This is a genomic window from Leucobacter sp. NPDC058333 (assembly GCF_042726155.1).
Lineage (GTDB): Bacteria > Actinomycetota > Actinomycetes > Actinomycetales > Microbacteriaceae > Leucobacter.
Genome location: NZ_JBHXHV010000001.1, coordinates 1030351 through 1056960, shown reverse-complemented (window position 1 = coordinate 1056960; position 26610 = coordinate 1030351). Strand labels below are relative to the sequence as shown.

Below are 26610 nucleotides of genomic sequence, written 5' to 3'. Positions count from 1 at the left end.
AACGCCAGCACAATTACTATAACACAACGGATTACGTTGCGAAACCCACGAATCGCAACGGAAACAGTTGATCTGGACGAGCTCCCACCCCAGGTCAACAAGCCCTACGTTCCACAGAATGTCACGTGCGCGGGGCCACCGTCCGGCGCGGGACGCTCGAATCGCTCATACCCGGCGCGCACATCGAACGGCCGCGACAGCACTTCAAGCAGCGTTTCGAACGGCACCAGATCGCTCTCGGTCGCGGCGGTCAACGCCTCCTCCACGAGGTGGTTTCGGGGAATATACGCGGGGTTCGTGCGATCCATAGCATCCGCATCGGGGCCGGCGGCCCGCCACCGTGCGAGCCATTCCCGTTGCGTTCCCGGCGGGAACGCGCCGCCCAGCGCCGCGCCATCGCCCCGCGCAGCGTCGGCGAGCGCACGAAAGAAGCTCGTGTAGTCGACGCGGTGCTGCTGCAAGTCCGCGAGCATCTCGGCGGTCACTTCGGCGAGCGCACCCTCATCGAGCGCCGCGCGCGACGAGGCACCCGCGAGGCCCAGTTTCTCGCGAACGCCCGCCATCCACGCGGCGTTGTAGAGCTCTCCGAAGCGGTCGAGAGACGTCACAGCAACCTCTTTCGCCGCGTCAATATCCGACGCGAGCAGGGGCAGCAGTGACTCGGCAAACCGGGTCAGGTTCCAGAGTGCGATCGAAGGCTGGTTGCCGTACGCGTATCGTCGCTGATGGTCGATCGAGCTGAAGGCTGCGGCGGGATCGAACGCGTCAATGAACGCACACGGTCCATAATCGATCGTCTCGCCCGAGATAGTCATGTTGTCGGTATTCATGACGCCGTGCACGAACCCCACCAGCACCCACTGCGCCACGAGCTTGGCCTGAGCCTCGATCACCGTATCGAGCAAACCGACGTATCGGAGCGGATCGCCTGAGCCGGCTTCAGCACCACCAAGCGACGGCGCGTGCCGCTCAATCGCATAATCGGCTACGCGAGCGAGCAGCGCGTCGTCGTTCTGCGCTCGCGCGAACTGAAAGCTACCGACCCTCAGGTGGCTGCTCGCTACGCGAGCGAGCACCGCACCGTCGAGCAACTCACCATCGCGAGGCACGCGCCGCCCCGTGGCGACCACCCCGAGCGCACGCGTCGTCGGCACGCCGAGCGCGTGCATCGCTTCCCCCATCAGATACTCCCGCAGCATCGGGCCGAGCGCCGCGAATCCGTCGGCGCGCGCAAATGGCGTGCGCCCCGACCCCTTTAGATGCACATCGAGCAGTTCACCCGAGGCGGATCGCAGCTCCCCCAGCAACAGCGCGCGACCGTCGCCGAGCCGCGGTGAGTAGCCGCCGAACTGGTGCCCGGCGTACGCCTGGGCGACGGGTTCGCTACCGACAGGCAGGGCGTTCCCCAGCACGAAGCGCACGCGCGCTTCGCCGAGCAAACTGTTCTCGATCCCCAGCGACGCCGCGAGCTCGGAGTTCCAGACGACAAGTCGAGGCTCATCGGGCCGAGCCGCGCGCCACGGAATCGAAAGCTCTGGCAACCGCGTCGCAAAGTCGTGCGCGAGCACGACCCCGGCGTCAGCAGGCAACACGTCGACGGTATCGCGCGGAGCACCGTGGGCGGTCGCCTCAGCTGCAGCGGCCGCGGCCTCGGACGGGGTGATTCTGGGGCGAAACTCAGACATGTCGCGAGTCTACGGTCGCCGCTTCGCCTGCGCGGGGCCCTCGACACGAGGCGACACACGTGGCAGACGGGGATCTTCGCATCATGATCCAAAACCCGCTACTATTTCCCTAGCTAAGCTAGATACTTTCTTGAGGAGATAGTAGAAAAATGTCTCAACCCGACACCCGGAGCCCGCGTCGCTGGCTGCGCATCCTGCTGCCGGCCGTGCTCATCGTGATCTGGTTCGCCGGCGCGGGTGCGGGCGGACCACTCTTCGGAAAGGTAGACCAGGTATCGTCGAACGACCAGACGAGCTACCTTCCCTCCTCCGCGGATGCGACCGCGGTACGCGAAGTGCAGGGCGACTTTCTCGGCGACGACGCGATTCCAGCCATCGTCGTTTTTTCGTCGACCGATGATTCGAAGCTCACGAAAGATCAGCTGAACGCGATCGACACTGCGACATCGGACGCGACGGAACTCTCCGGCGTGACCGATGAAGTCTCCCCGGCCATCCCGTCGGAAGACGGGCAGGCCGTGCAGGTGTTCGTGCCCATCGACGCCGACGCCGAGATCAAAGACGTGGTCGCCGAACTCGGCGACACCCTGCGCGCTGATGCTCCAGACGGCGTCGACGTGCACGTCACTGGCCCGGCCGGATTCACCGCAGACCTGGCAGCCGGCTTCGCCGGGATTGACGGCATCCTGTTGCTCGTCGCACTGCTCGCGGTGTTCGTAATCCTCATCATTGTGTACCGCTCACTGCTGCTGCCGCTCGTTGTCTTGAGCACCAGCCTCTTCGCGCTGTGCGTGGCACTGTTCGTGATCTGGCACCTCGCTGACGCAGGCGTGCTGCTGCTCAGCGGCCAGACCCAGGGCATTCTGTTCATTCTCGTGATCGGCGCCGCGACCGACTACTCGTTGCTGCTCGTCGCGCGCTTCCGAGAGGAACTGCGCATCGCGCAGGATCGCGGCACTGCGGTCATCGCCGCCATCAAGGGCTCATTCGAGCCGATCATCGCATCGGGCGGCACCGTGATCGTTGGCCTGCTCTGCCTCCTGCTGAGTGACCTCAAGTCGAACAGCACGCTCGGCCCGGTCGCCGCGATCGGCATTGTCTTTGCGATGCTCGCCGCGCTCACCCTGCTGCCAGCGCTGCTGTTCGCGTTTGGCCGCGCCGCGTATTGGCCGCGCCGCCCGAAGTTTGAACCCGAAGTGGTCGCGGCCGAAAACGGGATGCCCACCAGCGGCCTGTGGCGGCGCCTCGCCGGGGTGATCCGGCGCCACCCACGACCAATTTGGATCGTGACCGTGCTCGTGTTGGCGCTTGGCGCCGCGGGCGCGACGCAATTGCAAGCGACGGGCATTCCGCAGTCGGATCTGGTACTCGGCCAGTCTGAAGCGCGCGACGGTCAGGCCGTGCTCGGTGAGCACTTCCCAGGCGGATCGGGCAGCCCGGCCTACGTACTCGTCGACGAGGATCGCCTGCAGCCGACCGCTGACACCCTGCTGGCGCATGACGGTGTCGACAGCGTTTCGGTTACCGCGAGCGATTCGCCGAGCGGCACTGCCCCAGTGACTGATGACGGCATTCAGGCCTTCGGCCCTCCCGGGACCCCCGCACCAGAACCAACTGTGAATGACGGCAAGGTGCTGCTGCAGGCGACCCTCTCGGATGCAGCCGATTCTGACGCCGCAGCAGAAACCATCACGAGCCTGCGTACGGAGCTTGACAGCACGGGCGCGCTCATCGGCGGCGTCACCGCAACCGCGGTCGACACCAATCAGGCCTCGATTCACGATCGCAATCTCATCATTCCGCTCGTGCTTGTGGTGATCCTCGTCATTCTGATGCTGCTATTGCGCTCGATTCTCGCGCCGATCCTGCTCATCTTGACCACCGTGCTGTCGTTCGGCACCGCGCTCGGAGTAGCCGCGCTGGTGTTCAATAACGTCTTCGATTTCCCGGGGGCAGACCCCGCCGTGCCGCTTTACGGATTCGTATTCTTGGTGGCGCTGGGAATCGACTACAACATCTTCCTCATGACGCGAGTGCGAGAGGAGTCGCGCAAACACGGCACCCGCGAGGGGATCCTTCGCGGCCTGACAATCACGGGCGGCGTTATCACCTCAGCCGGACTCGTGCTCGCGGCGACGTTTGCGGCACTCTCGGTGATTCCGATTCTGTTCTTGGTGCAGATCGCCTTCATCGTCGCGTTCGGAGTCCTGCTCGACACGTTCATCGTTCGGTCGCTGCTCGTGCCGGCGCTCGCAACCGACATTGGCCGCGCAATCTGGTGGCCCTCGAAGCTGTGGCGTGACGAGCGGCACGCGGGCGATCACGCCCCCGTACACGCAGGAGCGGTTGAGCAGCGGCGCGACGACCACACGGTGGAGGAGCACCCGGCGCACGTCGCACCCGAGGCAGGAACCGAAATCGGCAAGTAGCGGGCCGGTTTCGCGAGACACTTGTCGGAGACGAAGATCGGAGCGGAGCATGGCGAAAGATGCGGGACGTGTGGTGCTGGCCGGCGGTTCAGGCCTGATAGGTCGCGCCCTTTCGCGCTCCCTCGCGAGCGACGGGGTCGAGGTCACCCAACTCGTCCGTCGCGCGCCGCGGACAGCGCATGAGGTTGAGTGGCGGCCCGGCGAGGCACCACTCGACCCGGCCGTGCTCGCCGGCGCCCGGGCCGTCGTATGCCTCAACGGGGCCAGCATCGGCAAGCTTCCGTGGACTCGCGGCTATCGCGAGGCGTTGCGCACGTCGCGCCTCGAACCCACGCGCACGATTGCCGCGGCGCTTCGCGAGCTCGGCGCTGAGGCGCCCGCGCTACTCAACGCGTCGGCGGTCGGGTTCTATGGCAACAGGCCGGGTGAACGGCTGTCAGAATCAAGCTCCGCTGGCGAGACGTTTCTCGCACGACTGTGCGCCGAGTGGGAGCGCGTCGCTCGGAGCGCGGGCCCCGACGCGCGAGTCGTACTGCTCCGAACTGCGCCGCTCATCGATCGCGGAGGTGTACTCAAGCCGCTGATTCTACTGACGAAGCTCGGAGTCAGCGGGCCCCTGGGGCACGGTACGCAGGTCTGGCCCTGGATCACGCTGACCGATGAGGTCAACGCGATCCGGCACCTGATTGACAGTAATGTCGCCGGACCCGTCAACCTCACGGGGCCAACTCCGGCGACGGCGAACGACACGGGTCGGGCGCTCGCGCGCACGCTGCGCCGACCGTTTCTCGTACCCGCCCCGGCCTGGGCGCTGCGACTCGCCCTCGGGCACGACGCGGCCGACTCACTGCTTCTCGCGGATGCCGATGTCACGCCCGATGCGCTCGTCTCATCGGGTTTCCAGTTCACGCATCGCACGGTCGAGGAGGCCGTCGAAGCGGCACTCAGGTAGCGGCCGGTGCCGGGCGCGGGGAGGTCTCCGGATCGATCGCCGCGCCCATTGCGCGGAACACGCGCTCGGCGATCTCGAGTTCTGCCTCCGAGAACGGAGCCATCGCTTGGCGCATCGCGGCGAGCTGGGGGCCGAAGAGCCGGAAGAAGTCTTGGCGTGCGGCGTCCGTGAGTTCGATCACGCGTGCGCGACGGTCGCTCGGGTGCGGAGCACGCCGAACATGGCCCGAGTCGGTCAATCGATCGAGCAACTTCGTCGTCGAAGCTGTCGAGATGCGCAAATGTGCCGACAAGTCCCTCGGGCTGACGGGGCTCCCCTCCTCAGCACGGATGATCAGGAGCCGCAGCGCCGCGAGGTCACTCGCGTTCATGCCCATGCCGTGCTTCATGCCGCCGGACATGCGGTCGTGTGCATCACCGAAGCCTCGCACGGCACGCAGTAGCGCGAGCACATGCGCGTCGCGCTCGTTGTCGCCGTACATTCTTCGCAGTCACTCCTTGGTTGCCCGAATATCGGGCGCGACCCCACCGCCGCAACGGAATAATACCGCGTCCCGTCTGGGTGGCGGCGCGGCCGCCGCCTGTTACGAGCGGTTCAGGGCGACCGCGGTCTGCACGAGCGACACAAACGCTGTTTCATCGAGGTCATCATCAGCGCTGATGTCGATCGCGCGACGCTTACCCGCGTCAAGGCTCGCGTTGAAGAGACCGGCAGGATCACTCAGCGACGCGCCCCGCGCGAAGGTCACCTTCACCTTGCCTGTGTAGGTCTCAACGGTGCAGATGAGTCCGTCTGCCGAGAATGTCGGCACTCCGTCGGGGTTCGACGCCTTGCGCCACTTCACTTCCTCGGTCACACCCTCGTCCGCCTGCAGAAGCAGCTCACGGAGGCGAGCAACGAGGGTGGGTCGCCAGTCTTCAGTCATGCGCTGATAGTACTCCTGCTGGCTCGGCTCACGGAGCTCCGCTCTGCGAGCCGACAGCGCTAGGCGATCGCCAGCCCCACGAGCAGCGCGATCAGCGAGAGCGCCGGGATCGTGCCCTGCTTGATCGCCGCGCCGCGCTTATCGGGTGATGACGCGAACAGCACGATCGCGGCAGCGAGCATCGAGCCGACACCCGCGAACACGAGCGCATACCCGACTGGGCCGCTTCCGACAAACGCGATGACCGCTCCAATGAGCGCTACCAGGCCGAGGAAGAGATTGTAGAAGCCCTGGTTAAAGGCCATCTCCTTCGTCGCTGCGGCCTCCTGCTCGCCGACGCCAAACGTCGCGCGAGTCTTCGCGCTCGTCCACGTGATCGACTCCATCCAGAAGATATACACGTGGAGCAGCGCCGCGAGGATTCCGAGCACCAAACCGACCACAATTAACGCCATGTGCGTCACCTTTCACTGATTCCCTTGACCCGCACGTCAGCCTACCGTCGTCGTCGGCAGCGCCCCGAGCTCGCGCAGCTGCCCGTCCGCGCCGATTTCGATCACGGTGTCCACGCGAATGCGCTGCAAGAAGGCCTGATCGTGGCTCACGATGAGCAGCGCCCCCCGATACGCGTCCAGCGCTTCCGCCAACTGCGCAACGCTCGTCAGATCGAGGTTGTTCGTCGGTTCGTCAAGCACGAGCAGCTGTGCAGGAGGGTCGGCGAGGAGCAACCGGGCGAGAGACACGCGAAACCGCTCACCTCCCGAGAGCGTTCTGACAGGACGATCGACGCTCCCGCCCCGCAGCAGCAGGCGCGCGAGTCCGTTGCGAATCGTCCCCGGCGGCACGCTCGGCGCCACGGCGCGAACATTCTCGAGCGCACTCGCTTCGTCGTCGAGTCCGTCCAAGCGCTGCGGCAGATATCCCACGCGGTCCGTGAGCAGGCGCCCCGACGGGCTCGCACTGAGCGCACGAGAGCCAACCTCATGAGCCACGCCGGTGTCAGGGCCTCCTTCACCACCGCCCGATACGAGCCGCTCAAGCAGGGTCGACTTGCCCGCACCGTTCGGTCCAACGAGAGCGACACGCTCGGGACCCTGCACGACGATCGCGCGATCTGCGCCGTTGAACTCGATGAGCCGTCTCCCCCGGGGGACCTCCGGGTCCGGCAGATCGAGCGAGATGTGGTCATCCTCGCGCACGCGGGAATCGGCCGCGTCAACGGACGCCTGCGCGGCCTGCACGTGACCGTCAAGTGATGCCCGCATCGATCCGGCAGCGACCTGCGCACTATTTGCTCGCCGACCCGCCAAAATCTTGGGTATGCCGCCTTCGAGCTGGGTCTTGCGGCCAGTGCGCGCCCGCCGCGCGAGCTTCGTCTCAGCCTCGACGCGCTGCCGCTTCTCAACCTTCAACGCCTGCTGCGCAGCTCGCGCAGCCTGCACGGCCGCGGCCTGTTCCTGCTCGATATGCAGTTGCCAGGCACTGTACGGGCCACCAAACGTCGTGAGATCTCCGCCATAGAGCTCGGAGGTGTGCTCCATTCGCTCGAGCAGTTCGAGGTCGTGACTCACAACAACGAGCGTTCCTGGCCAGTCATCAATATAGGCTCCCAGTCGGGCTCTCGTGCGACGATCGAGATTGTTTGTGGGCTCGTCGAGCAAGGTAATCTGCGCCCGTCGCAACCGCAATCCGGTGATAGCGATGAGCATCGCCTCTCCCCCAGAGACCTCTGCCACACTGCGATCGAGCTCCCGCGCCGTAAACCCGATCTGGTGCAGCGCTTCGTCGGCGCGTGACTCGATATCCCAGTCGTCGCCCACCGCATCGAAGTTCCGCACGTCGACATCGCCCGCCTCGATTGCGCGAAGGGCGCTGAGCGTCCCTGCGATACCAAGCAGCTCAGCGATTGTAGTTTCACGCCGCAGAGTGAGCGATTGGGGCAGATACGCGACATCGCCGGAGGTCGAGATGGTTCCGGCGGTCGGCGTGAGCTCGCCCGCGATCAGCCGCAGCAATGTCGACTTGCCTGCGCCGTTGCGGCCGACGAGGCCGGTGCGACCCACGGGAAAAGTTCCCGAGACGTCACTGAGCGCGACTGAGCCGTCGGGCCAGTCGTAAGTAAGATCTCGCAGCACGATCGCGGACGCGGCTGCAGAAGCAGAAAATTGGGACATCAAAAAGCTCGTTTCGGGTCGGCCCGGCGACCCAGAATGGATCAAGCCCAGGCGATTGACAGAACGTTCACGTGATGCACGCGCACAGAGGCGCCACGCACGTGGGCGCTACTTTCTGTCGACCTCGATATCCATGCGCAAGAGACTACCCCGCCTGAAGCGAGATGCGCTACCCCGATGGCCCGAGCTGACCTATCCGCGCCGTAGCCGCGTCACGCAGGCGACGCCCGCGAGCACCACGACCACCGCGCCGTACCCGAAACTCACGGGAGTCAGCCCGAAGAACTGCACCAGCAGACCGGCAATCACGGTGGGAACTCCGAACGCCACATACGAGACGAGGAAGATCACCGCGAACACGTCGGCTCGCTGCGTCGCGGGAATGTGCGGAGACAACGAGCTGACAACGCCGAAGAACGCGGTGCCGAATCCCGATCCGGTTACCGCGACGGCGACCAGGTACGCGGGCAGCGATCCGATTCCGAGCGCCACCAGGGAGCCCGCCGTACCGACCGCGAGCGCGGCCGTGCCGTAAATCGCGATCGTGCGCGCAGACCGCCGTCGCAGCAAGAAGGCGGCGATCGCGCCAGAGCCTGCGAGCACGCCGACGGCGAGCCCCTGCCAGACGTGCTCTACTCCGCCGAGCTCGACGTGCACAATGCTCGCCCCGAGTGACAGGAACAGCCCACCGGTCGCCCAACCCGCGAAGATCGCGGGCGCACCACGCAGGAAGTCGGCGCGCATTTCACGCGGTACCGTGAGCTGCAAACGTAGGGAGCGTAGGGCACCCGGTGTTCTCGGCGCGGTTTCGGGAATGAACCAAAAGAGGATCGCCAACACCACGTAGAGCACCGCGAGCGGCGCAAAGATCAGTGTCATGGCGTCGGCCGAACCGTCAAGGGCAAGCCCCGCCACGAGAGCTCCGATGCCGAGCCCGAGCATGGGCGCGACCGCGTTCCAGACCGCCGCGGAGCCCGGTCGCGATGCTGGCTCGAGGTCAGCGATGGCGGCGGACACCGCTGACAGCAGCAGCCCACTCGCTACGCCCTGCACGACTCGAGCGCCAACCAGTAGACCGACCGATTCCGCGTGCCAGAACATGAAGATGCTCACGGCAAGTAGCACCAGACCGATGCTGGCAACCGGCCGGCGCCCGACATGGTCTGACAGGGATCCAGCGATCAATAGCGTAAGCAGAAGCGCGAGGGCGTAGACCGCGAAGATGGAGGTGGTTACGAGCGGCGTGAAACCGATAGTCTCCGCGAGCACCGGATAGAACGGCGACGGCGCGCTGGCGCCCGCCATCATCGCCGTGATGCTCACGATGGCGAGTGCGAACCCGAATCGTCGGCCGCGCACGGCTTCGACCGCTCCTGCAGCTCCTGCGACCACGATTCCTCCATTCGGTTCGACAAACTTCGAACGGAGCGAGCCTACTGGCATTCTCAGATTGGTTCAACTATTCTCGAACCATGCCAACCGCGACACAGCTGCCGCACCCGGAGCGCGGCGAGATCTCGCTCCACGACGTGCTCTTCGCGCTCAGCGATCCCGAGCGCCTCACGATTGCTCGACAGCTGGTGCACGGCCCGCTCGACATGGCGTCGTGCGAACCAACCGATCCGAGCATGCCGAAATCGACGAAGTCGCACCTGATGAAGGTGCTGCGCGAGTCCGGGGTAATCCGCAACGAGGCGAATGGTCGCGGCCGTCGGCTTTCGCTGCGTGCCGACGATCTCGACGCGCGGTTCCCGGGGCTACTCGAGGCGATCCTCAGCGCAGCAAACGCTCACTAACCGCTCGAGCGAAAGCCTCAAGAACTACAGCAGATCCGGGTTCTTCGCTGCGTACTGCTCCGCCTCGGCCTCGCTCATTACCACGAGCCCCCGCGGAGAATACGCGAGCGAGGCGAGCACCTTCACCCACACCACGTTCAGTTCGGGAGCTCTTGCGGCCTGAAAATGAAACGCGAGTTCCGACGACGGCGATAGCCAGATCGACATCCGACCGCTGCCCTCCTCGGTGGGAATGCTCCAGTTCAAGAAGAAGGACTCCTGATTTCGCAGTTTCTGAGCGATTGCGATCTTCAAGTGCGCGAGCGTGCGATCGTCGAATTCGTACTGAGTACGTCCGTGGAACAAGAACCCCATAGCTGCATCATGGCACAACCCGACCCCTGAGTCACTGGCAAGACCCCACGCGCACAGGGGAAAACGCCGCTACAGCAGGTCGGGATTCTTCTTCGCGTACGCGGCCGCATCCTCTTCGGAAAGCACCACAAGACCGCGGGGTGTATGCGACATCGCGGCGAGCACCTTCACCCACGCGACGCTCAGCTCAGGTGGACGACTCCCCGCAAACCGAAACGCAATCGTCGTGTACGGCGACAACCACACTGAGATGCGTCCGCTGCCCTCCCCCGGCGATTTCGTCCAGCTCAAGAAGAAGCTCTCCTGCTTCTTCAGCTTCTGGCCGATCACTGTTTTGAGGTGCGCCAGCAGGCGATCCTCGAACTCGTACTCGTTACCCCCGTGCACCAAATACCCCATGTTGTAATAGTGGCAGCTGCGCCGGGCGATGAGCGGCAATACGGGGTCGAGCCACGGCAAAAGTTACATCAAGCGCAATAAATCTTCGCGCGCGCTCAGGCGTCGAGAGACGTCGGCGCCGCCGCGTCAACGAGCTACTTGCATATTCTTTGCGCAAAGGCCAGGCCTAGTGCATCGTCGAGCGGGTTGCCTACGCTCGGAATGAGCGCAGTTCCGCGCGCCAAAAACCGAAAGACGAGGCCCGTGTCAGCAATGCAGATTCGGCGCTTTCGCACGACGGATTCCGAAACAGTCGCTGGCACCTGGCAGGAATATGCACCATCGTCACGACTGTTGAACGTCGATGACGAGCGCTGCAAATTGGAGTGGTTTTCGGCGGCCGCATCGGGCTTCTCGCTGATTCGCTACCAGCTGACAGCAACGGTCGAAGCCTCAATCGCGCCCGAGGATCAGCTCTTCACGTGCAGCGTCCAGTCGCCGCGTGGCGGATCAGAGTCGGAGCGGCGAACGCTGCCACTCGGCAGACCGTGGGCATCGCACGGGCAGCCCGTAACAGCGCACTGGGATGACACTGCCATCGTCCGCGCCATGGTCTTCGACCGCACTCACGCGCAGCGGCTCGCACGAGACATCTCGGGTGATGACTCGCTCACCGTCCAGCTGCGTCGCCCGGAGGCGGTCGGCGACGCCGAGGCCGCGCAGTGGGAACGCACGTTCAATTACCTCGCCTCATCGGTGCTGTCGGGCAGCGCAACGCTTGATCCCGAAACCGTAGTCGGCGCGGGGCTCCAACGGCACGCGCTCTGGACGATCCTGTCGACATTTTCGACGACCTTCGCCGACACCTGGGGAGGATCGCCACAGCGGACGGCGGCACCCAGCACTGTGCGGCGTGCGCTTGCCTACATTGACGCTCACGCACACGAACCCATCACGATCGACGACGTCGCCGCTGCCGCGCACATCTCCACTCGCGGCCTGCAGTACGCGTTTCGGCGCTCGCTCGATTTCACGCCGAGCGACTACCTCCGCCGCGCCCGTCTCGCCGGTGCGCATCACCAGCTGGTTGATGCGGCACCCGGCGAAACGGTCGCGGCCATCGCGCGACGCTGGGGATTCACGAACGTATCAAGATTTTCGTCCGCGTATCGGGCCGAATACGGCGTGCACCCGAGCAAGCGGCTGGACCGCTGAGCCCGGATTGCCGCTCCCGAAGAAGTTAGGATTCTTCGTCGGGGGTCGGCGTCTCCTCGCCGGTTTCGGGGCGCCGGATCAGTTCGGGGTTCTCTTGACCAAAGCGAGGGTTTTTTTCCTGCCCCTCCTGGCCGTAGTCTTCAGTCGACCCGTCAAGTACCGGGTGATCGAGGGTCGCGCCGTCGCGCGGAGTGCTGACGGTGCCTGCGCCGTTCGAGGCCTCGTGCTCGTTCGCGGGGTGCGGGTGGTTGTGAGATTCGTTCATGAGTAGCTCCTTCCCGTGTTGGTCACACGCTAGCCGCACCGGGTGACCCGCGGTACCCCGATGCGCCGCGGTGCGCATTCGTGGTACGCGGGGTGCAGCGCGGCGAAGCGAAGCGCCGCGGGGATCAGGGCCTGCCGTCACCGGCTCGAAGAGTCGATCAGCCCTTGCAGCGCTTCCCTCGTGGTCGTGAGCTCGGCAATACGTCCGTCGTAGGCGTGCAGGTGCTCAACGAGCACTGGAACGGCGCAGGGCTCGATCCGATCAGCACCATTGATGCAGTCGAGCAACTCCCGGATGGCGTCGACGGGCAGACCCGCTCCCAGGAGACGACGAATCGACCGGACCTGCTCGATGGCCGAAGAACCGAAGAGACGCTGACCGGTCGACGAGCGTTCTGCCTCGATCAGCCCCTCGTTCTCATAGTGCCGCAGCATCCGCGGCGTGGTCGAGGTCAGGGCGGCGAGATCGCCCACCCGCAACGGTCGCTCGATGCGCTCTCGACTTGCCTCTGCCACTGGTGTCAACTCCTAGGGTCGCTTCCATGACCGTTTCGATCACACAGTTCAATGGTAGAACCGCCGACGCCTCGGAGCTCGCCCCTCTCGCATTCGCGGGATTCGCCCACTTCACCGCGCTACAGATCAGAGACCGCGGTGCGCGCGGCCTGGACCTGCACCTGGCCAGGCTCCGCGCCGCGAGCGATGAGCTCTTCGGCAGGCATTTGAGCGATGAGGCGGTGCGAGAGTACCTGCACATCGCCCTAGTAACCACTCCCCCGGATGTGTCTCTGACCTGCTTCGTCTCTTCGCGACCCGGTGAGTTCGCGGCGGCGGGCGACGCGACCGCACTTGACGTCCTCGTGAGGGTTAACGGCCCGGCTGAGGCTCCAACCGGCCCGCTCACTCTTGACGTGGTCGAACACGAGCGGCATCTGCCTCACATCAAGCACGTCGGCGAGGTCTCCAAGACTCTCCTGCTGAGACGCGCCAATGCGCAGGGGTTCGACGACGCAGCGTTCACTGACCGACTCGGGCGACTGAGCGAAGCGACGATCTGGAACCTTGCCTTCTGGGATGGCACATCGGTGATTTGGCCGCGGGCCGATGTTCTTCCCGGTATCACGATGCAGATCTTGAAGCGCCGCCTCGAAATCCTCGCTGTCCCTCAAGAGACGAGGGAGATCCGACTCTCGGACCTGGGAGACCACCTCGCAGCGGTCGTGATGAACTCATGGTCCCCGGGCATTCCTGTTTCGCACATCGGTGGCACGCCCCTCAACCAGGACTCCGCGCTCCCGAATCTGCTCCACGCGGCGTACGCGGATGAACCGCCGGAACCGGTGTGACCCGACCGCTCGGCGCGCGCTCGGTAGCAATGTCGGCGCCGTCGCGTAGCATCCTTGTGAATAGAGGGGGCACCGTGGGAATTCGTGAAGAGCACACGCTCGCCAATGGGTACTCGCGCTTTGACGCGTCTACCGCTGAGGAGACGCTGCAAGAGCTCGAGGCGCAGTACGAGGCCGGCCAGCTGAGTCGGTACGCCTACTTCGAGAAGAAGCAGTCTCTCGTGCGCCTGTTTGTGAAGTCGACAACATCACCGCGTCGTAAGCGGCGCGACACCGATTACGACGCGGAGCAGGCAAGCAAGTAGCTGCTCGGCTTTGCCCGCCTGAGACCGCGTCTGTCCGCGCTAAGCCTTGCGGTACTGCGCCGTGATCGGGCAGTCGAAGGGGTCTCGCGCTGCGAGACCCACACGGTTGAGATACTCGATCACAATGGCGTACGAGTGAATAAGTGACGTCTCGGTGTAGGGCACGCCGAGGGTGCGGCAGTGCTCGCGCACGATGTTGCGGGCCTTCGAGAGGTGCGGGCGTGCCATGCTCGGGAACAGGTGGTGCTCAACCTGGTAGTTCAGGCCGCCCATCAGCGAGGTCGCCCACCAGCCGCCGCGAATGTTGCGTGAGGTGCGAACCTGCTTCGAGAAGAAGTCGAGCTTCGCGTCGTGCGCAATGACCGGCATGCCCTTGTGGTTTGGGGCGAACGAGGCTCCCATGTACACACCAAATACGGCGAACTGCACGCCCATGAAGGCGAACGCCATACCGAGCGGCAGCATCAAGAAGACGGGCACGAGAATCACGACGAAGCGCCCGAAGATGATTGCGAGTTCTGTCCAGCGGCCGGTGATCGGCTCCTTGCTGAACAGGTACTTGAGGCTGTGCAGGTGTAGGTTCAGACCCTCGAGCGTCAGTAGCGGGAAGAAGAACCAGCCCTGACGCTTGGTGATCGCGCGAACGAACCCGCGCGCCTGCGCCGCGTCCTCTTCGACGAACGAGATCGTGTCGACCTCGATGTCGGGGTCTTTGCCCACCCGGTTCGGGTTCGCGTGGTGTCGCGTGTGCTTTGAATCCCACCATGAGTAGCTCATGCCGATCGAGCCAGCGAGCCAGCGAGCCAGGCGGTCGTTTGCAGGGCCGGTCGAGAGGATCTGACGGTGCGCGGCCTCGTGCGAGAGGAAGGCGATCTGCGTGAAGATGATGGCGAGCGCACCGGCAATCAGGAGCTGGAACCAGCTGTCACCGAGCAGTATAAAGCCGGTGATTGCACCGCCGAGGGCGACCGCGATGCCCAGACCGACCGAGGCGTAAAACCACGGTGCCCGGCGCAGCAACCCTGACTCACGAACGACCTGAGACACGCGTGTGTACGCCTTCGCAATCGGCGGGAAATCGCTGGCGCGATGTCGAGTCGGTTGGATGGGCCCAAGACCTTCGAGGGTACGGGTATGCGCTGTCGTCATGATCGGCACCGGTTCCGTTCCGAGCCACGCAAGCGATGGCTCTTGATAAGCCACAGGCGGTTCGCCGATCGCTGTCTTCAACGTAGCGGGTCGACCATACGATCTGCTGCATAGGCTCCGCCTCGTACAGTGGTCACCCAGCTTCGCGGCCATGCGACCGGGTTGACACGAACGGTTGTGTCGCTCCGTGTCAGCAAATACGCGTCAGTCCCGAGTCGCTTCGCGCCCGAGGGAATCGTCGCGGCTGAGTTCAAGCAGACTGCGCAGCGCCGCCCGGTCGATGTGGGTGAGGCGCGGGAGATACAGGCACGCCTTGCTCGCGCGATGCGGACCGAGCCGCTCAACCAGGTCAGGCCACCGATCAGAAAAGTCATTCACCAAGTAAATGGTGTGTTTCGACGCGCCGGGCGCGAACGCGAGCAGCGGCGAGACACCCGAGTGGCCACTCTCGTACTGATAGTGGTGTTCGCCGAACCCGACAATCCGGTTTGCCCACACGACCGGTGACTCGCCACTCACCGCGGCGTGAAGTTCGAGCAGCTCGTCGACCTCAGCCCGACGTGGCCCTGAAGCCCGATCGAGTACTTCCGCGAGGGGCACATCAGTGGGCCGCATAGCCGGAACTTTCGCTGACATGCTCGCTCCACTTCATCAGGCGGTGTGCTTCGATCCTATGCGCCGCAACGAAAAATGGCCCGCAGCGCGGGCCAAGATGCAGTAAGGGGTTCCGCCGGCCGCTATGGGGGGGGTGGGGGTACATAGCGGCCGACGGAGAGGAAGCGCAGCGCGCCCAATTACTTGAGTTGTGCGCGCGTTCCGAAGAGAGAACGTAAAAGTATCGGAATCGTGACGCACGAATGCAGATTTTTTTCTGTGCATTTTGCGTGCGCATCGTGAGGTGAGGGGACGCGTCAATCAGTTCCGTGTCGCACCCGGTCGTAGGCCGCGAGCGCACGGGTCCGAGTCGCTCGTAAATCGACGATTTCCGGAAACAACACACTGTCGTTCGCCCACCGGTTTACGTACCAGCCGTCTGGGTCGAACTTTTTCTGCTGCGTCGCCGGATTGAAGATCCGAAAATACGGTGCAGCATCGGCACCGCACCCCGCGACCCACTGCCAATTGAACGGGTTGCTCGCCGTGTCAGCGTCGACGAGGGTATCCCAGAACCACGCTTCGCCGATCCGCCAGTCGGTCAATAGGTTCTTCGTGAGAAACGACGCCGTCACCATCCGCACCCGGTTGTGCATGAAACCCGTGTGCCAGAGTTCGCGCATACCGGCGTCGACGAGTCCATAGCCGGTTTTGCCCTGCTGCCACGCGATCATCTGTTCAGCGTCTGGATCTTTCCAGGGGAAGTGCTCGAACTGCGGGTTGAGACCCTGCAGGTGCAGCGGCGGATTATGGAACGCGGTGTGCCAGGCGAACTCACGCCAGCCGAGTTCAGAGAGAAACGTGCCGACATCGGCACCCGAGTCGAGCGCGCGGTGCCACACCGTGCGCGGGCTGATTTCGCCCCATCGCAGGTACGGAGAGAGCCCCGAGCACACATCCTCTGATGGGAAGTCACGGCGATTCGCGTATTCATTCGTGGGCCCCCGCAAGAACTGCTCGAGTTGCTGCAGCGCCGCCTGCTCGCCCGGCTGCCAGTGCTCGGCGAGACCGCCGGCCCAGTCTGGCCGCGTCGGCTGGAGTCGCCACGAGGCAAGATCGTCCGATGCCGGGGGCGATGGCACGCCGCGAAGCAGTTCGGGATCCGGGATCGGGTGCGCGGGAGCCGGCATAGCGAGGCACGCCCGCCAGAATGGCGAGTAGACCCGATAGTGCCCGCCGGTCTGGGTCTCGATTTTCCACGGTTCGAACAGGAGGCCGCCGTGAAACGAGTGCGCGTCGATATCGTTCTCGCGCAGCTGCAGTTTGATGCGAGCATCGATCTCACGCTCGGCCCCGTAGCGTCGATTCCAGTACACGTGATCTGCGTGTGTCTCGTGGGCGACCCGCGGAACAATCTCTTCTGCTTTGCCTCGGCGAAGCACCAGAGGCACCCCTCTCTCAGCGAGGGCGGCGCGGAGTTTCATCAGGGACTCGTGCAGCCACCACTTCGCGGCTCCGCCGAGCGGTCGGGTTTCGGGCGATTCCTCGTCGAGCACGTAGAGCGCCACTATGCCGTCGGTGTCGAGCGCGCCAGCGCTGAGCGCGGCGTGGTCGGCCAATCGCAGGTCATCTCGAAACCAAATTAGTGCCGTCATGCCCCCATCGTAGGGTTCCCCCTCGTAGGGGTGCGTGGCGAGCTGGCGCGGCACGATCGGATGTTAAAGCGTGTTCGGCTGTTTCGGTCAAAGCGCAAGGGCCTTCGCAAACTTGCTCGGGCTTGGAAAACTCGTTCACGTCGCAATTCGCGGGACCGTGTACCCCAATACACTCGCGGAAACCGACACATCGCCCCTCCCCAGATTGAATCGGGAGGGGCGATGCCCTTACATTTTCATTCGTTCCGCACTACGCGATGTCAGGGTTCTTCCTGGCATACTTTTCAGCGTCTTCCTCGGTGATCGCGACAAGCCCGCGCGGCGTGTGAGACAGCGCCGACAAGACCTTGAGCCACTTCACATTCAGCTCAGCCGCTCGGCTTCCCGAGAACCTAAAGGCGATGTGCACGTACGGAGAGAGCCACAGCGATAGTCGCCCGCTCCCCTCGTCTGCCGACTTCGTCCAGCTTAAAAAGAAGGACTCCTGCTTCACCAGCTTTTGGCCGATGACAGTTTTCAGGTGCGCGAGCAACCGATCCTCAAATTGATATTCATTTCCACCGTGTACCAAATACCCCATTCGTTCAGAGTGTCAGATACCCAGCGCGGCGGCAGTGGTTGACGGCGCGGGCTTTTACCGCTACAACTACTTTGCTGGGCGAAGATTTCCCGGGTATTTGGTACCCGTCGCGTCGGCCTCTGCAAGAGACCCATCCTCTTTCGTGACAATGAGACCCGTGGTCGATTCGGCGGACTTGCCGAGCGTTAATAGCCACTCCGTACTGATCTCCGGCACTCGGCTTCCCACAAACTTGAACGTGATCGGAATCTGCGGCGAGATCCAGATCGCCGTCCGACCGTCGCCGGCGAGATTGCTATCTTTCCAAGACATCAGGAACGATTCACCCCGCATTATTTTCTGCACGAGAACGATCTGCAGGTGCGCCAGCAACCGATCCTCAAAGTGCGTCACCAATCCGTCGTACCGAATTGACCCCATGCCAGCCCCACTCTCTAAAAATTACAGCTGGAACGCGGGTGTGCCCACGCCGATGCTGCCGAATGCATATGAGTAAAGCGTGACGAGTCGCATTTCGCCAACTTCACTGTCTCCCCGGTCTGTCGCACGGCGTTTTTCCGGCCGCTGCATTGTCGGGTACGGGGCGGGTGCCCCGTGAGAAAATACACGCATGACGGAATCTCACACGGTCGCAAGCGGCGCCCGATGCGAAGTGGTCGCTGGAACGCACGCGGGCAAGTCAGGCACCGTCGCCGACATGAAGACGAGCAAAACAGGCGCGGTCACCATCACAGTTGTGCAAGTCGACGGCGAGCGATTCAAGTCTCTCGCGAAGAATGTGCGGGTTGCTGGCGCCTGAGGCCAGGGCGAGATCGCGGTGGCACGGTCAGGGATAGGCGCTCAGGAACGCCTTACGGTGTCCGCTCTGCTGCGGCGCGCTTCGCGGAGCGATAGCGCGTGACGCTTTCACTGAACGTTCCAGTTTTTGGAGCCAGCGGATCCCCGATGACAATGATTGCGGTAGCGATCGGCCCGAGCAACAGGCTCAATAGAAACCAGTTCCACCGTCCACGATTCTTCTGCTCAGCCAGACCCGCGTTCACAAGCGCGAGCGAAAACAGGAAGGTAGCCGTCGTGACGTATTCGTTCATGGGGAAACTGTAGCTCGGTGACCCGCTGCAAGGGTTTGACGAACGCCACACCGGCCCCTTAAACGAAAAAAGAACCCCCGCAAGTAGAAGCCTTGCGAGGGTTCAGTAGCGGTGTAATCTCCGCTACGTGGCTCCGACGGGCGTCGATCCCGTGACCTCTCGATTTTCAGTCGAACGCTCTACCAACTGAGCTACAGAGCCAGGCAACAACTTGACGTAGTCACCAGAGACGAAGAAACCCTTCCGAAGAAGGGTTCTTCATCTAGCGACCCTGACGGGACTTGAACCCGCGACCTCCGCCGTGACAGGGCGGCGCGCTAACCAACTGCGCTACAGGGCCATAGATGTTGCTATTCAATTGTGTTTCGGTAAGAGTGACCCCAACGGGATTCGAACCCGTGCTGCCGCCGTGAAAGGGCGGTGTCCTAGGCCGCTAAACGATGGGGCCGAAGCGATTTCGCGCTTGCTACCGAGATGAAATCTTACGGGGAGTTTCTATCGCTGCGCAAATCGAGTTCACGATCGGGGTTTCTCTGGCGTGTCGCATCTGAGAACTTCCCAACGCTCCCCCGGCGTGGCACAGTAAGAGCGGGCTGACAGCGACGTCGCCCAGAGACTGGAGTGATCATGGTTTCCCACCCGCTTGATTCCCTTTCAGCTGCAGAAATTTCGGCGACTGCCGCGCTGCTGGCGCGAGACAAGCAGATCGACGGCGGCTGGCGCTATGCGTCAATCATTTTGCAGGAGCCCCTCAAGACCGAGGTGCAGGCCTGGAACGATGGCGACGAGATCGTTCGCCGATCCTTCGCCGTGTTATGGAACAAGCAGTCGAACGCCGTCTACGAAGCTGTCGTGAATCTCACGGAAGGCGCGATCGAAGACTGGACCCACCGGCCCGGCGTCACCCCGAACTTCACGGTCGACGAGTACCACGACTGCGATGTCGCACTGCGACAGAACCCCGCGGTGCGCTCCGTGCTCGACGCCCGCGGCATTGACCCCGAGCTGGTCCTCTTCGATCTGTGGACCTACGGCAACGAGGTCATGCCCCCGCAGTGGCGCGATCGCCGCCTCGGCTGGGTCGACATCTGGAGCCGGGCGACACCCAACGGCAACCCCTACGCCCACCCGGTGAGCGGCCTCAAAATCATCGTCGACGTGAACTCAATGGAGGTACTGCAGATCGACGACGGGCACGATCGCGGGTTCCCCGAGGTCGATGCCGAGTACGTTCCCGAGCTGCGCGGCGAGCCCGAGCGCCAAGACCTCAAGCCGCTCGACATCGTGCAGCCCGATGGGGTGTCATTCGACATCGAAGGATCGCGACTGCGGTGGCAGGACTGGGAATTTCGGCTCGGGTTTAACTACCGCGAGGGCCCCGTCATCTACCAGGTGAAGTTCAAGGACGGCGACGAGTACCGCGACGTCGCGTACCGCATGTCACTCGCCGAGATGATCGTGCCGTATCGCGATTCAAGCTTCGATCATTACCGCCGCACCGCCTTCGATATTGGTGAGTGGGGGTTCGGCTACATGTGCACGTCGCTGGAGCTGGGCTGCGACTGCCTGGGTGAGATCACCTACCTCGACGGCGTCCTCCCGAACACCGCGGGCGAGCCCGTCGTCACAAAGAACGTGATCTGCCTGCACGAGGAAGACGACGCGGTGCTCTGGAAGCACGTTGACCCCGACGCCGGCACCGAGGTGCGCCGCATGCGCCGCTTCGTAGTCTCAGTGCACGCGACCGTCGCGAACTACGAGTACCTCGTCTACTGGCGGTTCTATCCGGACGGCAATATTGAGTGCGAAATTCGCGCGACCGGGATCATGGTGTCGACCCCGATGGAAGACGAAACGGCGACCCACCCCACCGGAACGGTCATCGACCGGCGTACCTACGCCCCGCACCACCAGCACTTCTTGGTCGCGCGCCTCGACCTCGATGTCGACGGCGAGCGAAACACGGTAGTCGAGTCAGATTCGCTGCCGGCGCCCATCAGCGACGCGAACCCCTACGGCCTCGATCTGAATACCCGCGGCACCGTGATCTCCTCGGAGAAGGACGCTGGGCGTCTCTTTAGCTGGGAACGACAGCGCGCCTGGAAAGTGCAGAACCCGAATCGGCTCAACGCGTGGGGCGCCCCGACGGCGTACAAGCTCGTGCCTACCGGGTCGTTCCCGGCGATGTTCGACGAGGCCTCGCCGATCCTGCGCCGCAATCCGGTGATCGGCAACACGCTGTGGGTCACTCAGCACCACGACACCGAAATGTGGCCGGCGGGCGATTACCCGACGCAGTCCGCGAACGACCTCGACAACGGCATGACCGCCTGGATCGCAGACGACGAGAATCTCGTCGATACCGATGTGGTGCTCTGGTACGTGTTTGGCATTCATCACATCACGCGCGCCGAGGACTGGCCGATCATGCCGGTCGACAAGGTGTCGTTCACACTGAAGCCGTTCGGGTTCTTTGACCGCAACCCGTCACTCGACGCCCCGCGCTCGAAACCCAAGGGCGACTCGTGCTGCGCGGACGGCACTTGCACCTGCGAGCACTAGAGCGCCGAGCCCCTACGCAAACGCCGAGCCCCTCCCGAGAATGCGTGTTTTCGGGAGGGGCTCGACGTCTTACGAGGGGCCCGGCGTGCAGCGGTAGGGCGGGCGCAGCTCGCCCTACCGCTCAATAGCCGCCGAGGGCGCGCTGGACGCGGCTCAGCGAGATGTTCTCGTGCAGCATGACGCCCGAGCTGGTGCGCTGCTCAAAGTGGTACCCCATCTTGCCCTGGCGAAGCATGCCGATGAGGTGCGGCTCGGCCGCATTCCACATGATCCATGTGGGAAGGCCGTCGGCGTTCTTGCCGAGGTAAGTGATTTCGATATTGCGCGTGCCGATGCGCTGCACGTCGGGCATCAGCTTGTTCTTCGACAGGGCGACGCTGCCGGTATCCGCCTGCTCCATCTCACTCATAGCACGATCCTAGCGAATGTGGCGAGTCGGTGGCAGCGAAAACGGCCGTTCATGCGCCGATTAATCGGTGTATTCGAGTTCGAGGTCTGAGACGTCTTGATCGGTGAGGTTCACGACGATGTTGTCGGGGTTACGCGTCGTCAACCAAATCAGCTCCTGCGTGCGGCTCGCGTTCCCCTCGATGTGCGGCACGAACGGCGGAACGTAGACGAAATCGCCCTCTTCGAAGTACATGATCTCGCTGTAGCGCTCACCGAATCGAATGTAGCCCCGGCCCTGAAACACGAACCCCCCGGTCTCGGCCTCACCGTGGTGGTGCGGGTCAGAGTGCTCACCCACGCCGGTGTGCACGCGGCCAAACCAGAGGCCCGACACATCGGTGTTCTCGACCGAGACGCCCGAGTATCGGCGAGCACGCGAGGTCTGCCCGGGTGCGAGCGGCAGTTCGTCGCGTTTCTGAATGCTGATGCGCTTGAAGGGGCGGCCGAGCGGGTCGGTGGTGTCAGTCATGGTGCGTCCAATCTCGAGTGTGTGGACTCCGACCCGCGGCTCGAAAGCAGCGCCCCCGGCGACCTCGGTGGAGTGACACGAACGTACCCCCGAAGAGGCGACTCCGCGCAACTTTTCCGCATGGCGGAACAACGCGGAGCTGGTGCCTCCGGCTTAGTACGCGAGCGAGCTCTCGATATGAGTCGCTGCAACGCGAAGCTGCGCCAAGAGCTCTCGCTCGAGACCGCTCAGCGACGATCCCGCGCTGCCTGCCCGAATTCTCGACAGCGGGGCCGCGACCGTGAGCCCGCAGATCACCTCGCCGTTCGGCCGGTGCACCGGCACCGCGAGCGCGTACATATCAGCCTCGGATTCACCGAGGTTGCGCGCATAGCCACGCTCTGCGACGTCGGCGAGCTCGGCGCGCAGCGCATCGGGGTCTGTGATCGCGTCCGGCGTCGTGGCTTCGAGCCCGGCGGTCAGAAACACGTCGGTCAGCCGCTCGGCATCGAGCGCCGCGAGCAGCACCTTGCCGCCGGCCGCCGTGTGGGCCGGCGGACCCTCGCCCACCCGGCTCGTCACCCGGACGGGTCGCTGCGATTCGACGGACGCGGCGAAGAGGCACCGGCGATCGCGCAGCACGGTCAGGTGCACCGTCTCCCCCGTTGTTCGTTGCAGCTGCTCCATCGTCGTGCGACTCACGGCGACGCAGTGCTCAAGGGCCGAAACTTCAGAGGTGAACAGCATCGCGGATCCCAGTTCGTAGCGCTTGCCCCCCGCCTGCTGACGCACAAACCGCTGTTCAACGAGCGTGGTAACGAGTCGGTGCGCTGTCGAAGCTCCGACTCCGACGCCTGTAGCGATCTCGGTCAGGCGCAGCGGGCCGTGCGCGCGCAGCAGATGGAGCACCTCGAGCGCCTTCGTGACCGACTGCAGGGTCGCTGTCACGAGCGCCGCAGCGTGTCGGTGGGCGACTCAGCGAAGTGCCGCCGGTACTCGGTAGAAAACCTGCCGAGGTGCGTGAATCCCGCCTGCTGCGCAATCGAGGTCACGGTCTCACGCAGGGGGTCTGCGTTTTCAAGAAGTTCGCGCGCGCGGCGCAATTGTGCTCCCCGCAGCATCGCGGTTGGCGTGCTGCCGTTCACCGCCCGCACGTGGCTCTGCAGGGTGCGTAGCGGCACACCGAGCCCCTCAGCGATCTCCAGCACGCTCTCGCCGAGGGCGGCACCCGATTCGATTGCCTCCTCGAATCGACGCACGAGCGCGTCGCCTGGCGTGACGCGCACCTGTTCGGCGCTGGTCCAAGCATCGAGGGCCCGGCTCACCGAGTTGTCGACCGCGCCGAGCAGCCGCGCGAGCAGCAGATCGGCGCTGAGTTTACGAGCGTATTCACCGTCGGCAGTCGCGCGGTCGAGCACCTCGTGGTGACTCAGTAGCGCGCTCAGAAAATCGGCACCGGCGGGAGTATCGAGCCTGAGATGCAGACCGAGCTGCAGACGCTCGACGTCGACGCCGTAGACCGCCCGGGCAACCGCTCGCAGCCGTTCGAGGGACACGTAGCAAATGAGCGTTGGCACGCCAGCGTCCCAGCGCATCGCGAAGGAGCGGTCGATAGGCGGCACGGTCGCGACGTCCGGCGACGATTCAACGAGCGCGTGGCCGACCTCCATCGTCGCGCGGCCGCGCAGCGGAATCTGCACGAGATAGAACCCCTGCAATCCGCCACCGACTCCGATGCGCACGGCCTCGCCGTAGTCGAGCGTCTGGATCCCGACGCCACCGTCGTGCACCGAGCGCAGCGTCATGTTGACTTCGCGCCGCTCGATGGGAGCAAGGTTGTGTTCGCAGAAGATGCCGGCGACCGTTTCGTGCGCCTCGTCGACAGACGCAGCGCGCGTCGTCGGGCGCGACATGAGCAGCTCTGACGGTCGGGGAAGCACTCCTCGCACGCGTGATGCCATCGTCGCCTCCCGCCCGCCTCGGCGTCTACGTAAAACGGATAAGACCTGCGCGATTCGGATAGTGCAGCGCTGCAGCCCCCGTTTGGATTGAGGTAAGCATACCGACCGATTCGGCCGGGAGCCACGGTTCACCGTTCAACGTAGAACAGGAGCACGAAACATGCCAGCACTCACGCCAGCTCTGAGCGGCAGGGTAGCCCTCGTCACCGGCGGCGCCACAAAGATCGGTCGCGGCGTGGTCGATGTCTTGCGCGAAGAGGGTGCCACTGTCGTGGTCGCCGATATCGACGCCGAGGGCCTGTCACAACTGCCAGACGGGGTCGACGCGCAGCGCTGCGACATCACCGACGACGAGGCGGTATCCGCCCTCATCGGCGGCATCGTAGACCGCCATGGCCAGCTCGACATCGTCGTCAACCTCGCCGCGACCTACCTCGACGACGGGGCAGAAACGTCTCGTGCCGACTGGTTGACGGGGCTCAACGTGAACCTCGTCAGCGGCGCACGCGTCACGGCGACAGCGAGGCCCCACCTCGCGGCGAGCGGTTGGGGCGCTGTCGTGAACTTCACCTCGATCTCGTCGTCAACCGCGCAGACCGGGCGCTGGGTGTACCCGGTGAGCAAGGCAGCGATCGTGCAGCTCACCCGTCTGCAGGCGCTCGACTACGCCCCAGACGGCATCCGCGTGAACTCGGTCAGCCCCGGCTGGACCTGGTCGAATGTGATCGAGGCCGTGTCGGAGGGCGACCTGGCACACGCGGATCGCGTGGCTGCGAACTTCCACATGCTCGGCCGCCTCGGCCGCCCAGAAGAGGTCGGCCGCGTCGTCGCCTTCCTCGCCTCAGACGCGGCGAGCTTCGTCACCGGCGCAGACTACGCCGTCGACGGCGGGTATTCGGCGCTCGGCCCCGAGCAGCGCGATCCCGCCATCCCGCTGCTCGCTCCCTAACCCATCGCACTCTCGCGGGCGGCAGTGCAGCCGCCCCTCCACACGAAGTTCTTCACGAAAGGCACTCCATGTCGCAACGTCACATCACCATCGTCGGCGCGGGCCAGTCGGGCATTCAGCTCGGCCTCGGGCTGCTCATGCACGGCTTCCACGTGCGCCTCATCTCAGACCGCACCCCCGAGCAGATCCGGGCTGGCCGAGTCGCTTCGAGCCAGTGCATGTTCTCCAAGGCGCTGGAGTATGAGCGCTCAGTCGGCGTCGACCTGTGGCCGGACGCGCCAGCGGTCGAGGGCATCGGCTTCACGGTTCCCCACCCCGAGCAGCCCGGCGAGAAGCTCTTTAGCTGGGCCGGTCGCCTCGACGCTCCCGCCTACGCGATCGATCAGCGCATCAAGTTTCCGGCCCTCATCGAGCTGTTCGTGCAGAACGGCGGCGAGGTCGTCTACGAGGAGGCCGATGTCGCGGCGCTCGAGCGGTACACGCTCGACTCCGAGCTCGTGATCGTCGCCGCCGGTAAGGGCGAGATCGCGCGCGGCTTCGAGCGCGACGCCGAGCGCAGCACGTTCGCTGAGCCGCAGCGCGCGCTCGCGCTCACCTACGTACACGGCTTCGAGCCGACGCCCGAGTTCTCTCGGGTCAGCTTCAACCTGATTCCCGGTGTCGGCGAGTTCTTCGTCTTCCCGGCCGCAACGATCAGCGGCGACTGCCACATTTTCGTGTTCGAGGGTGTTCCCGGCGGCCCGCTCGATCGCTGGCAGGGGCTCACACCCGAGCAGCACCTCGATGCTTCGCTCGACTTCCTGCGCGAGTACCTGCCCTGGGAGGCGGAACGCGCAACCAACGTGTCACTGACCGACGACCTGGGCGTACTGCAGGGCCGCTTCGCGCCGACCGTGCGCCACCCGGTCATGACGCTGCCCTCGGGCCGCACAGTGCTCGGCATGGCTGACGTCGTCGTGCTGAACGACCCGATTACGGGCCAGGGCTCGAACAACGCCTCGAAGTGCGCGCAGAGCTACCTCGACACGATCCTCGACCACGAGCAGCTGCCCTACGATCGCGCCTTCCAGCAGAATGCGTTCGAGCGCTTCTGGGCCCGCATCAAGCCGGTCGCCGACTGGACCAACGCGCTCCTCATGCCGCCCCCGCCGCACGTGCTGCAGCTGCTCGCGGCCGGTGCCGAGCACCCCGAGATCGCGCACCGCTTCGCCAACGGATTCACCGATCCCGTCGACTTTGGCGACTACTTCCTCACCCCCGAAGGCGCCGAGCGCTACCTCGCCGCCGTCTCAGCACGATCTGAAAGCGTCGCGGCGTAAGTCGGCGACGCCTCGGAAACGGAGTAGAA

At 64.4% G+C, this 26610-nt stretch carries 30 protein-coding genes and 3 tRNA genes; 10 read left to right on the top strand and 23 right to left on the bottom strand.

Annotation, left to right across the window (positions count from 1 at the left end):
* Positions 1–104: 104 nt before the first annotated feature.
* A complete protein-coding gene (locus tag ACFWHR_RS04940; RefSeq protein WP_382447155.1) occupies positions 105–1685 on the bottom strand; it encodes a YdiU family protein in 1581 nt (526 codons plus the stop codon).
* Between the two features lie 149 nt (positions 1686–1834).
* Between ACFWHR_RS04940 and ACFWHR_RS04935 the strand changes: the two genes are divergently transcribed.
* A complete protein-coding gene (locus tag ACFWHR_RS04935; RefSeq protein WP_382447154.1) occupies positions 1835–4114 on the top strand; it encodes an MMPL family transporter in 2280 nt (759 codons plus the stop codon).
* Between the two features lie 49 nt (positions 4115–4163).
* The gene (locus tag ACFWHR_RS04930; RefSeq protein ID WP_382447153.1) at positions 4164–5066 is read left to right on the top strand and encodes a TIGR01777 family oxidoreductase; all 903 of its coding nucleotides are present in this window, start codon (positions 4164–4166) and stop codon (positions 5064–5066) included.
* Here ACFWHR_RS04930 and ACFWHR_RS04925 read toward each other — a convergent pair.
* The 5 genes from ACFWHR_RS04925 to ACFWHR_RS04905 form a co-directional block, all read right to left on the bottom strand.
* A complete protein-coding gene (locus ACFWHR_RS04925) occupies positions 5059–5547 on the bottom strand; it encodes a MarR family winged helix-turn-helix transcriptional regulator (protein ID WP_382447152.1) in 489 nt (162 codons plus the stop codon). The two genes, ACFWHR_RS04930 and ACFWHR_RS04925, sit on opposite strands and share 8 nt — an antisense overlap.
* 102 nt (positions 5548–5649) lie before the next feature.
* Positions 5650–5991 (bottom strand): DUF1801 domain-containing protein, encoded by a 342-nt coding sequence (locus ACFWHR_RS04920; protein ID WP_382447151.1) that lies wholly within the window; start codon positions 5989–5991, stop codon positions 5650–5652.
* Between the two features lie 59 nt (positions 5992–6050).
* Entirely contained in the window at positions 6051–6446 is a 396-nt protein-coding gene (locus ACFWHR_RS04915; protein WP_382447150.1) for a DUF1304 domain-containing protein, read from the bottom strand.
* A gap of 36 nt (positions 6447–6482) precedes the next feature.
* On the bottom strand, positions 6483–8165 hold the full coding sequence (locus tag ACFWHR_RS04910; protein WP_382447149.1) for an ABC-F family ATP-binding cassette domain-containing protein: 1683 nt from the start codon (positions 8163–8165) through the stop codon (positions 6483–6485).
* 192 nt (positions 8166–8357) lie between these two features.
* A complete protein-coding gene (locus ACFWHR_RS04905; protein WP_382447148.1) occupies positions 8358–9557 on the bottom strand; it encodes an MFS transporter in 1200 nt (399 codons plus the stop codon).
* Positions 9558–9637: 80 nt separating this feature from the next.
* On the opposite strand from ACFWHR_RS04905, the gene ACFWHR_RS04900 reads away from it, so the two are divergent.
* Positions 9638–9961: an ArsR/SmtB family transcription factor gene (locus tag ACFWHR_RS04900; RefSeq protein WP_382447147.1), complete on the top strand. Its 324-nt coding sequence runs from the start codon at positions 9638–9640 to the stop codon at positions 9959–9961.
* A gap of 24 nt (positions 9962–9985) precedes the next feature.
* Here ACFWHR_RS04900 and ACFWHR_RS04895 read toward each other — a convergent pair whose 3' ends face one another.
* Both ACFWHR_RS04895 and ACFWHR_RS04890 read right to left on the bottom strand, forming a co-directional pair.
* On the bottom strand, positions 9986–10315 hold the full coding sequence (locus ACFWHR_RS04895; protein WP_382447146.1) for a hypothetical protein: 330 nt from the start codon (positions 10313–10315) through the stop codon (positions 9986–9988).
* Between the two features lie 69 nt (positions 10316–10384).
* A complete protein-coding gene (locus ACFWHR_RS04890; RefSeq protein WP_382447145.1) occupies positions 10385–10714 on the bottom strand; it encodes a hypothetical protein in 330 nt (109 codons plus the stop codon).
* Between the two features lie 252 nt (positions 10715–10966).
* On the opposite strand from ACFWHR_RS04890, the gene ACFWHR_RS04885 reads away from it, so the two are divergent.
* Complete coding sequence (locus ACFWHR_RS04885) at positions 10967–11908, top strand: helix-turn-helix domain-containing protein (protein WP_382447754.1); 942 nt, start codon at positions 10967–10969, stop codon at positions 11906–11908.
* A 25-nt stretch (positions 11909–11933) separates the two neighbouring features.
* Here ACFWHR_RS04885 and ACFWHR_RS04880 read toward each other — a convergent pair whose 3' ends face one another.
* Together ACFWHR_RS04880 and ACFWHR_RS04875 are read right to left on the bottom strand one after the other, a co-directional pair.
* The gene (locus tag ACFWHR_RS04880; RefSeq protein ID WP_382447144.1) at positions 11934–12173 is read right to left on the bottom strand and encodes a hypothetical protein; all 240 of its coding nucleotides are present in this window, start codon (positions 12171–12173) and stop codon (positions 11934–11936) included.
* Positions 12174–12310: 137 nt separating this feature from the next.
* Positions 12311–12688 carry a MerR family transcriptional regulator gene (locus ACFWHR_RS04875; protein ID WP_382447143.1) on the bottom strand — a complete coding sequence of 126 codons (378 nt, stop codon included), beginning with the start codon at positions 12686–12688 and terminating at the stop codon, positions 12311–12313.
* A 26-nt stretch (positions 12689–12714) separates the two neighbouring features.
* On the opposite strand from ACFWHR_RS04875, the gene ACFWHR_RS04870 reads away from it, so the two are divergent.
* A complete protein-coding gene (locus tag ACFWHR_RS04870) occupies positions 12715–13518 on the top strand; it encodes an aminotransferase class IV family protein (protein ID WP_382447142.1) in 804 nt (267 codons plus the stop codon).
* Between the two features lie 74 nt (positions 13519–13592).
* Positions 13593–13823: a hypothetical protein gene (locus ACFWHR_RS04865; protein ID WP_382447141.1), complete on the top strand. Its 231-nt coding sequence runs from the start codon at positions 13593–13595 to the stop codon at positions 13821–13823.
* A 39-nt stretch (positions 13824–13862) separates the two neighbouring features.
* On the opposite strand, the gene ACFWHR_RS04860 is transcribed toward ACFWHR_RS04865, so the two are convergent.
* The 5 genes from ACFWHR_RS04860 to ACFWHR_RS04840 all read right to left on the bottom strand — a co-directional run bounded on the left by ACFWHR_RS04860 (position 13863) and on the right by ACFWHR_RS04840 (position 18221).
* Positions 13863–14972: a fatty acid desaturase family protein gene (locus ACFWHR_RS04860; protein ID WP_382447140.1), complete on the bottom strand. Its 1110-nt coding sequence runs from the start codon at positions 14970–14972 to the stop codon at positions 13863–13865.
* 204 nt (positions 14973–15176) lie between these two features.
* On the bottom strand, positions 15177–15608 hold the full coding sequence (locus ACFWHR_RS04855) for a DUF1801 domain-containing protein (RefSeq protein WP_382447139.1): 432 nt from the start codon (positions 15606–15608) through the stop codon (positions 15177–15179).
* Between the two features lie 275 nt (positions 15609–15883).
* Positions 15884–17221, bottom strand: a complete 1338-nt coding sequence (locus tag ACFWHR_RS04850; RefSeq protein WP_382447138.1) for a cryptochrome/photolyase family protein — start codon at positions 17219–17221, stop codon at positions 15884–15886.
* 250 nt (positions 17222–17471) lie between these two features.
* Complete coding sequence (locus ACFWHR_RS04845; protein ID WP_382447137.1) at positions 17472–17801, bottom strand: hypothetical protein; 330 nt, start codon at positions 17799–17801, stop codon at positions 17472–17474.
* 66 nt (positions 17802–17867) lie between these two features.
* Entirely contained in the window at positions 17868–18221 is a 354-nt protein-coding gene (locus ACFWHR_RS04840; protein WP_382447136.1) for an ATP-dependent DNA ligase, read from the bottom strand.
* A gap of 190 nt (positions 18222–18411) precedes the next feature.
* Between ACFWHR_RS04840 and ACFWHR_RS04835 the strand changes: the two genes are divergently transcribed.
* Positions 18412–18600: a hypothetical protein gene (locus ACFWHR_RS04835; protein WP_382447135.1), complete on the top strand. Its 189-nt coding sequence runs from the start codon at positions 18412–18414 to the stop codon at positions 18598–18600.
* Positions 18601–18652: 52 nt separating this feature from the next.
* On the opposite strand, the gene ACFWHR_RS04830 is transcribed toward ACFWHR_RS04835, so the two are convergent.
* The 4 genes from ACFWHR_RS04830 to ACFWHR_RS04815 all read right to left on the bottom strand — a co-directional run bounded on the left by ACFWHR_RS04830 (position 18653) and on the right by ACFWHR_RS04815 (position 19340).
* Positions 18653–18892 (bottom strand): hypothetical protein, encoded by a 240-nt coding sequence (locus ACFWHR_RS04830; RefSeq protein ID WP_382447134.1) that lies wholly within the window; start codon positions 18890–18892, stop codon positions 18653–18655.
* A 128-nt stretch (positions 18893–19020) separates the two neighbouring features.
* Positions 19021–19093, bottom strand: a tRNA-Phe gene (locus tag ACFWHR_RS04825).
* A 65-nt stretch (positions 19094–19158) separates the two neighbouring features.
* A tRNA-Asp gene (locus ACFWHR_RS04820) sits at positions 19159–19232 on the bottom strand.
* A gap of 35 nt (positions 19233–19267) precedes the next feature.
* Positions 19268–19340, bottom strand: a tRNA-Glu gene (locus ACFWHR_RS04815).
* A 179-nt stretch (positions 19341–19519) separates the two neighbouring features.
* Here ACFWHR_RS04815 and ACFWHR_RS04810 point away from each other — a divergent pair.
* Entirely contained in the window at positions 19520–21454 is a 1935-nt protein-coding gene (locus tag ACFWHR_RS04810) for a primary-amine oxidase (RefSeq protein ID WP_382447133.1), read from the top strand.
* A 121-nt stretch (positions 21455–21575) separates the two neighbouring features.
* On the opposite strand, the gene ACFWHR_RS04805 is transcribed toward ACFWHR_RS04810, so the two are convergent.
* From ACFWHR_RS04805 to ACFWHR_RS04790, 4 genes are all read right to left on the bottom strand, one after another.
* On the bottom strand, positions 21576–21863 hold the full coding sequence (locus ACFWHR_RS04805; protein WP_382447132.1) for a hypothetical protein: 288 nt from the start codon (positions 21861–21863) through the stop codon (positions 21576–21578).
* A gap of 60 nt (positions 21864–21923) precedes the next feature.
* Positions 21924–22373 (bottom strand): cupin domain-containing protein, encoded by a 450-nt coding sequence (locus tag ACFWHR_RS04800; protein WP_382447131.1) that lies wholly within the window; start codon positions 22371–22373, stop codon positions 21924–21926.
* 153 nt (positions 22374–22526) lie between these two features.
* On the bottom strand, positions 22527–23300 hold the full coding sequence (locus ACFWHR_RS04795; RefSeq protein ID WP_382447130.1) for an IclR family transcriptional regulator: 774 nt from the start codon (positions 23298–23300) through the stop codon (positions 22527–22529).
* A complete protein-coding gene (locus ACFWHR_RS04790; protein WP_382447129.1) occupies positions 23297–24313 on the bottom strand; it encodes an AraC family transcriptional regulator in 1017 nt (338 codons plus the stop codon). The genes ACFWHR_RS04795 and ACFWHR_RS04790 overlap by 4 nt, the downstream gene beginning before the upstream one ends.
* Positions 24314–24473: 160 nt before the next feature.
* Here ACFWHR_RS04790 and ACFWHR_RS04785 point away from each other — a divergent pair, with 160 nt between their 5' ends.
* Positions 24474–25262, top strand: coding sequence for an SDR family oxidoreductase (locus ACFWHR_RS04785; RefSeq protein WP_382447128.1), 789 nt, complete (start codon positions 24474–24476; stop codon positions 25260–25262).
* Positions 25263–25330: 68 nt separating this feature from the next.
* Entirely contained in the window at positions 25331–26581 is a 1251-nt protein-coding gene (locus ACFWHR_RS04780) for a styrene monooxygenase/indole monooxygenase family protein (protein WP_382447127.1), read from the top strand.
* Positions 26582–26610 lie beyond the last annotated feature (29 nt).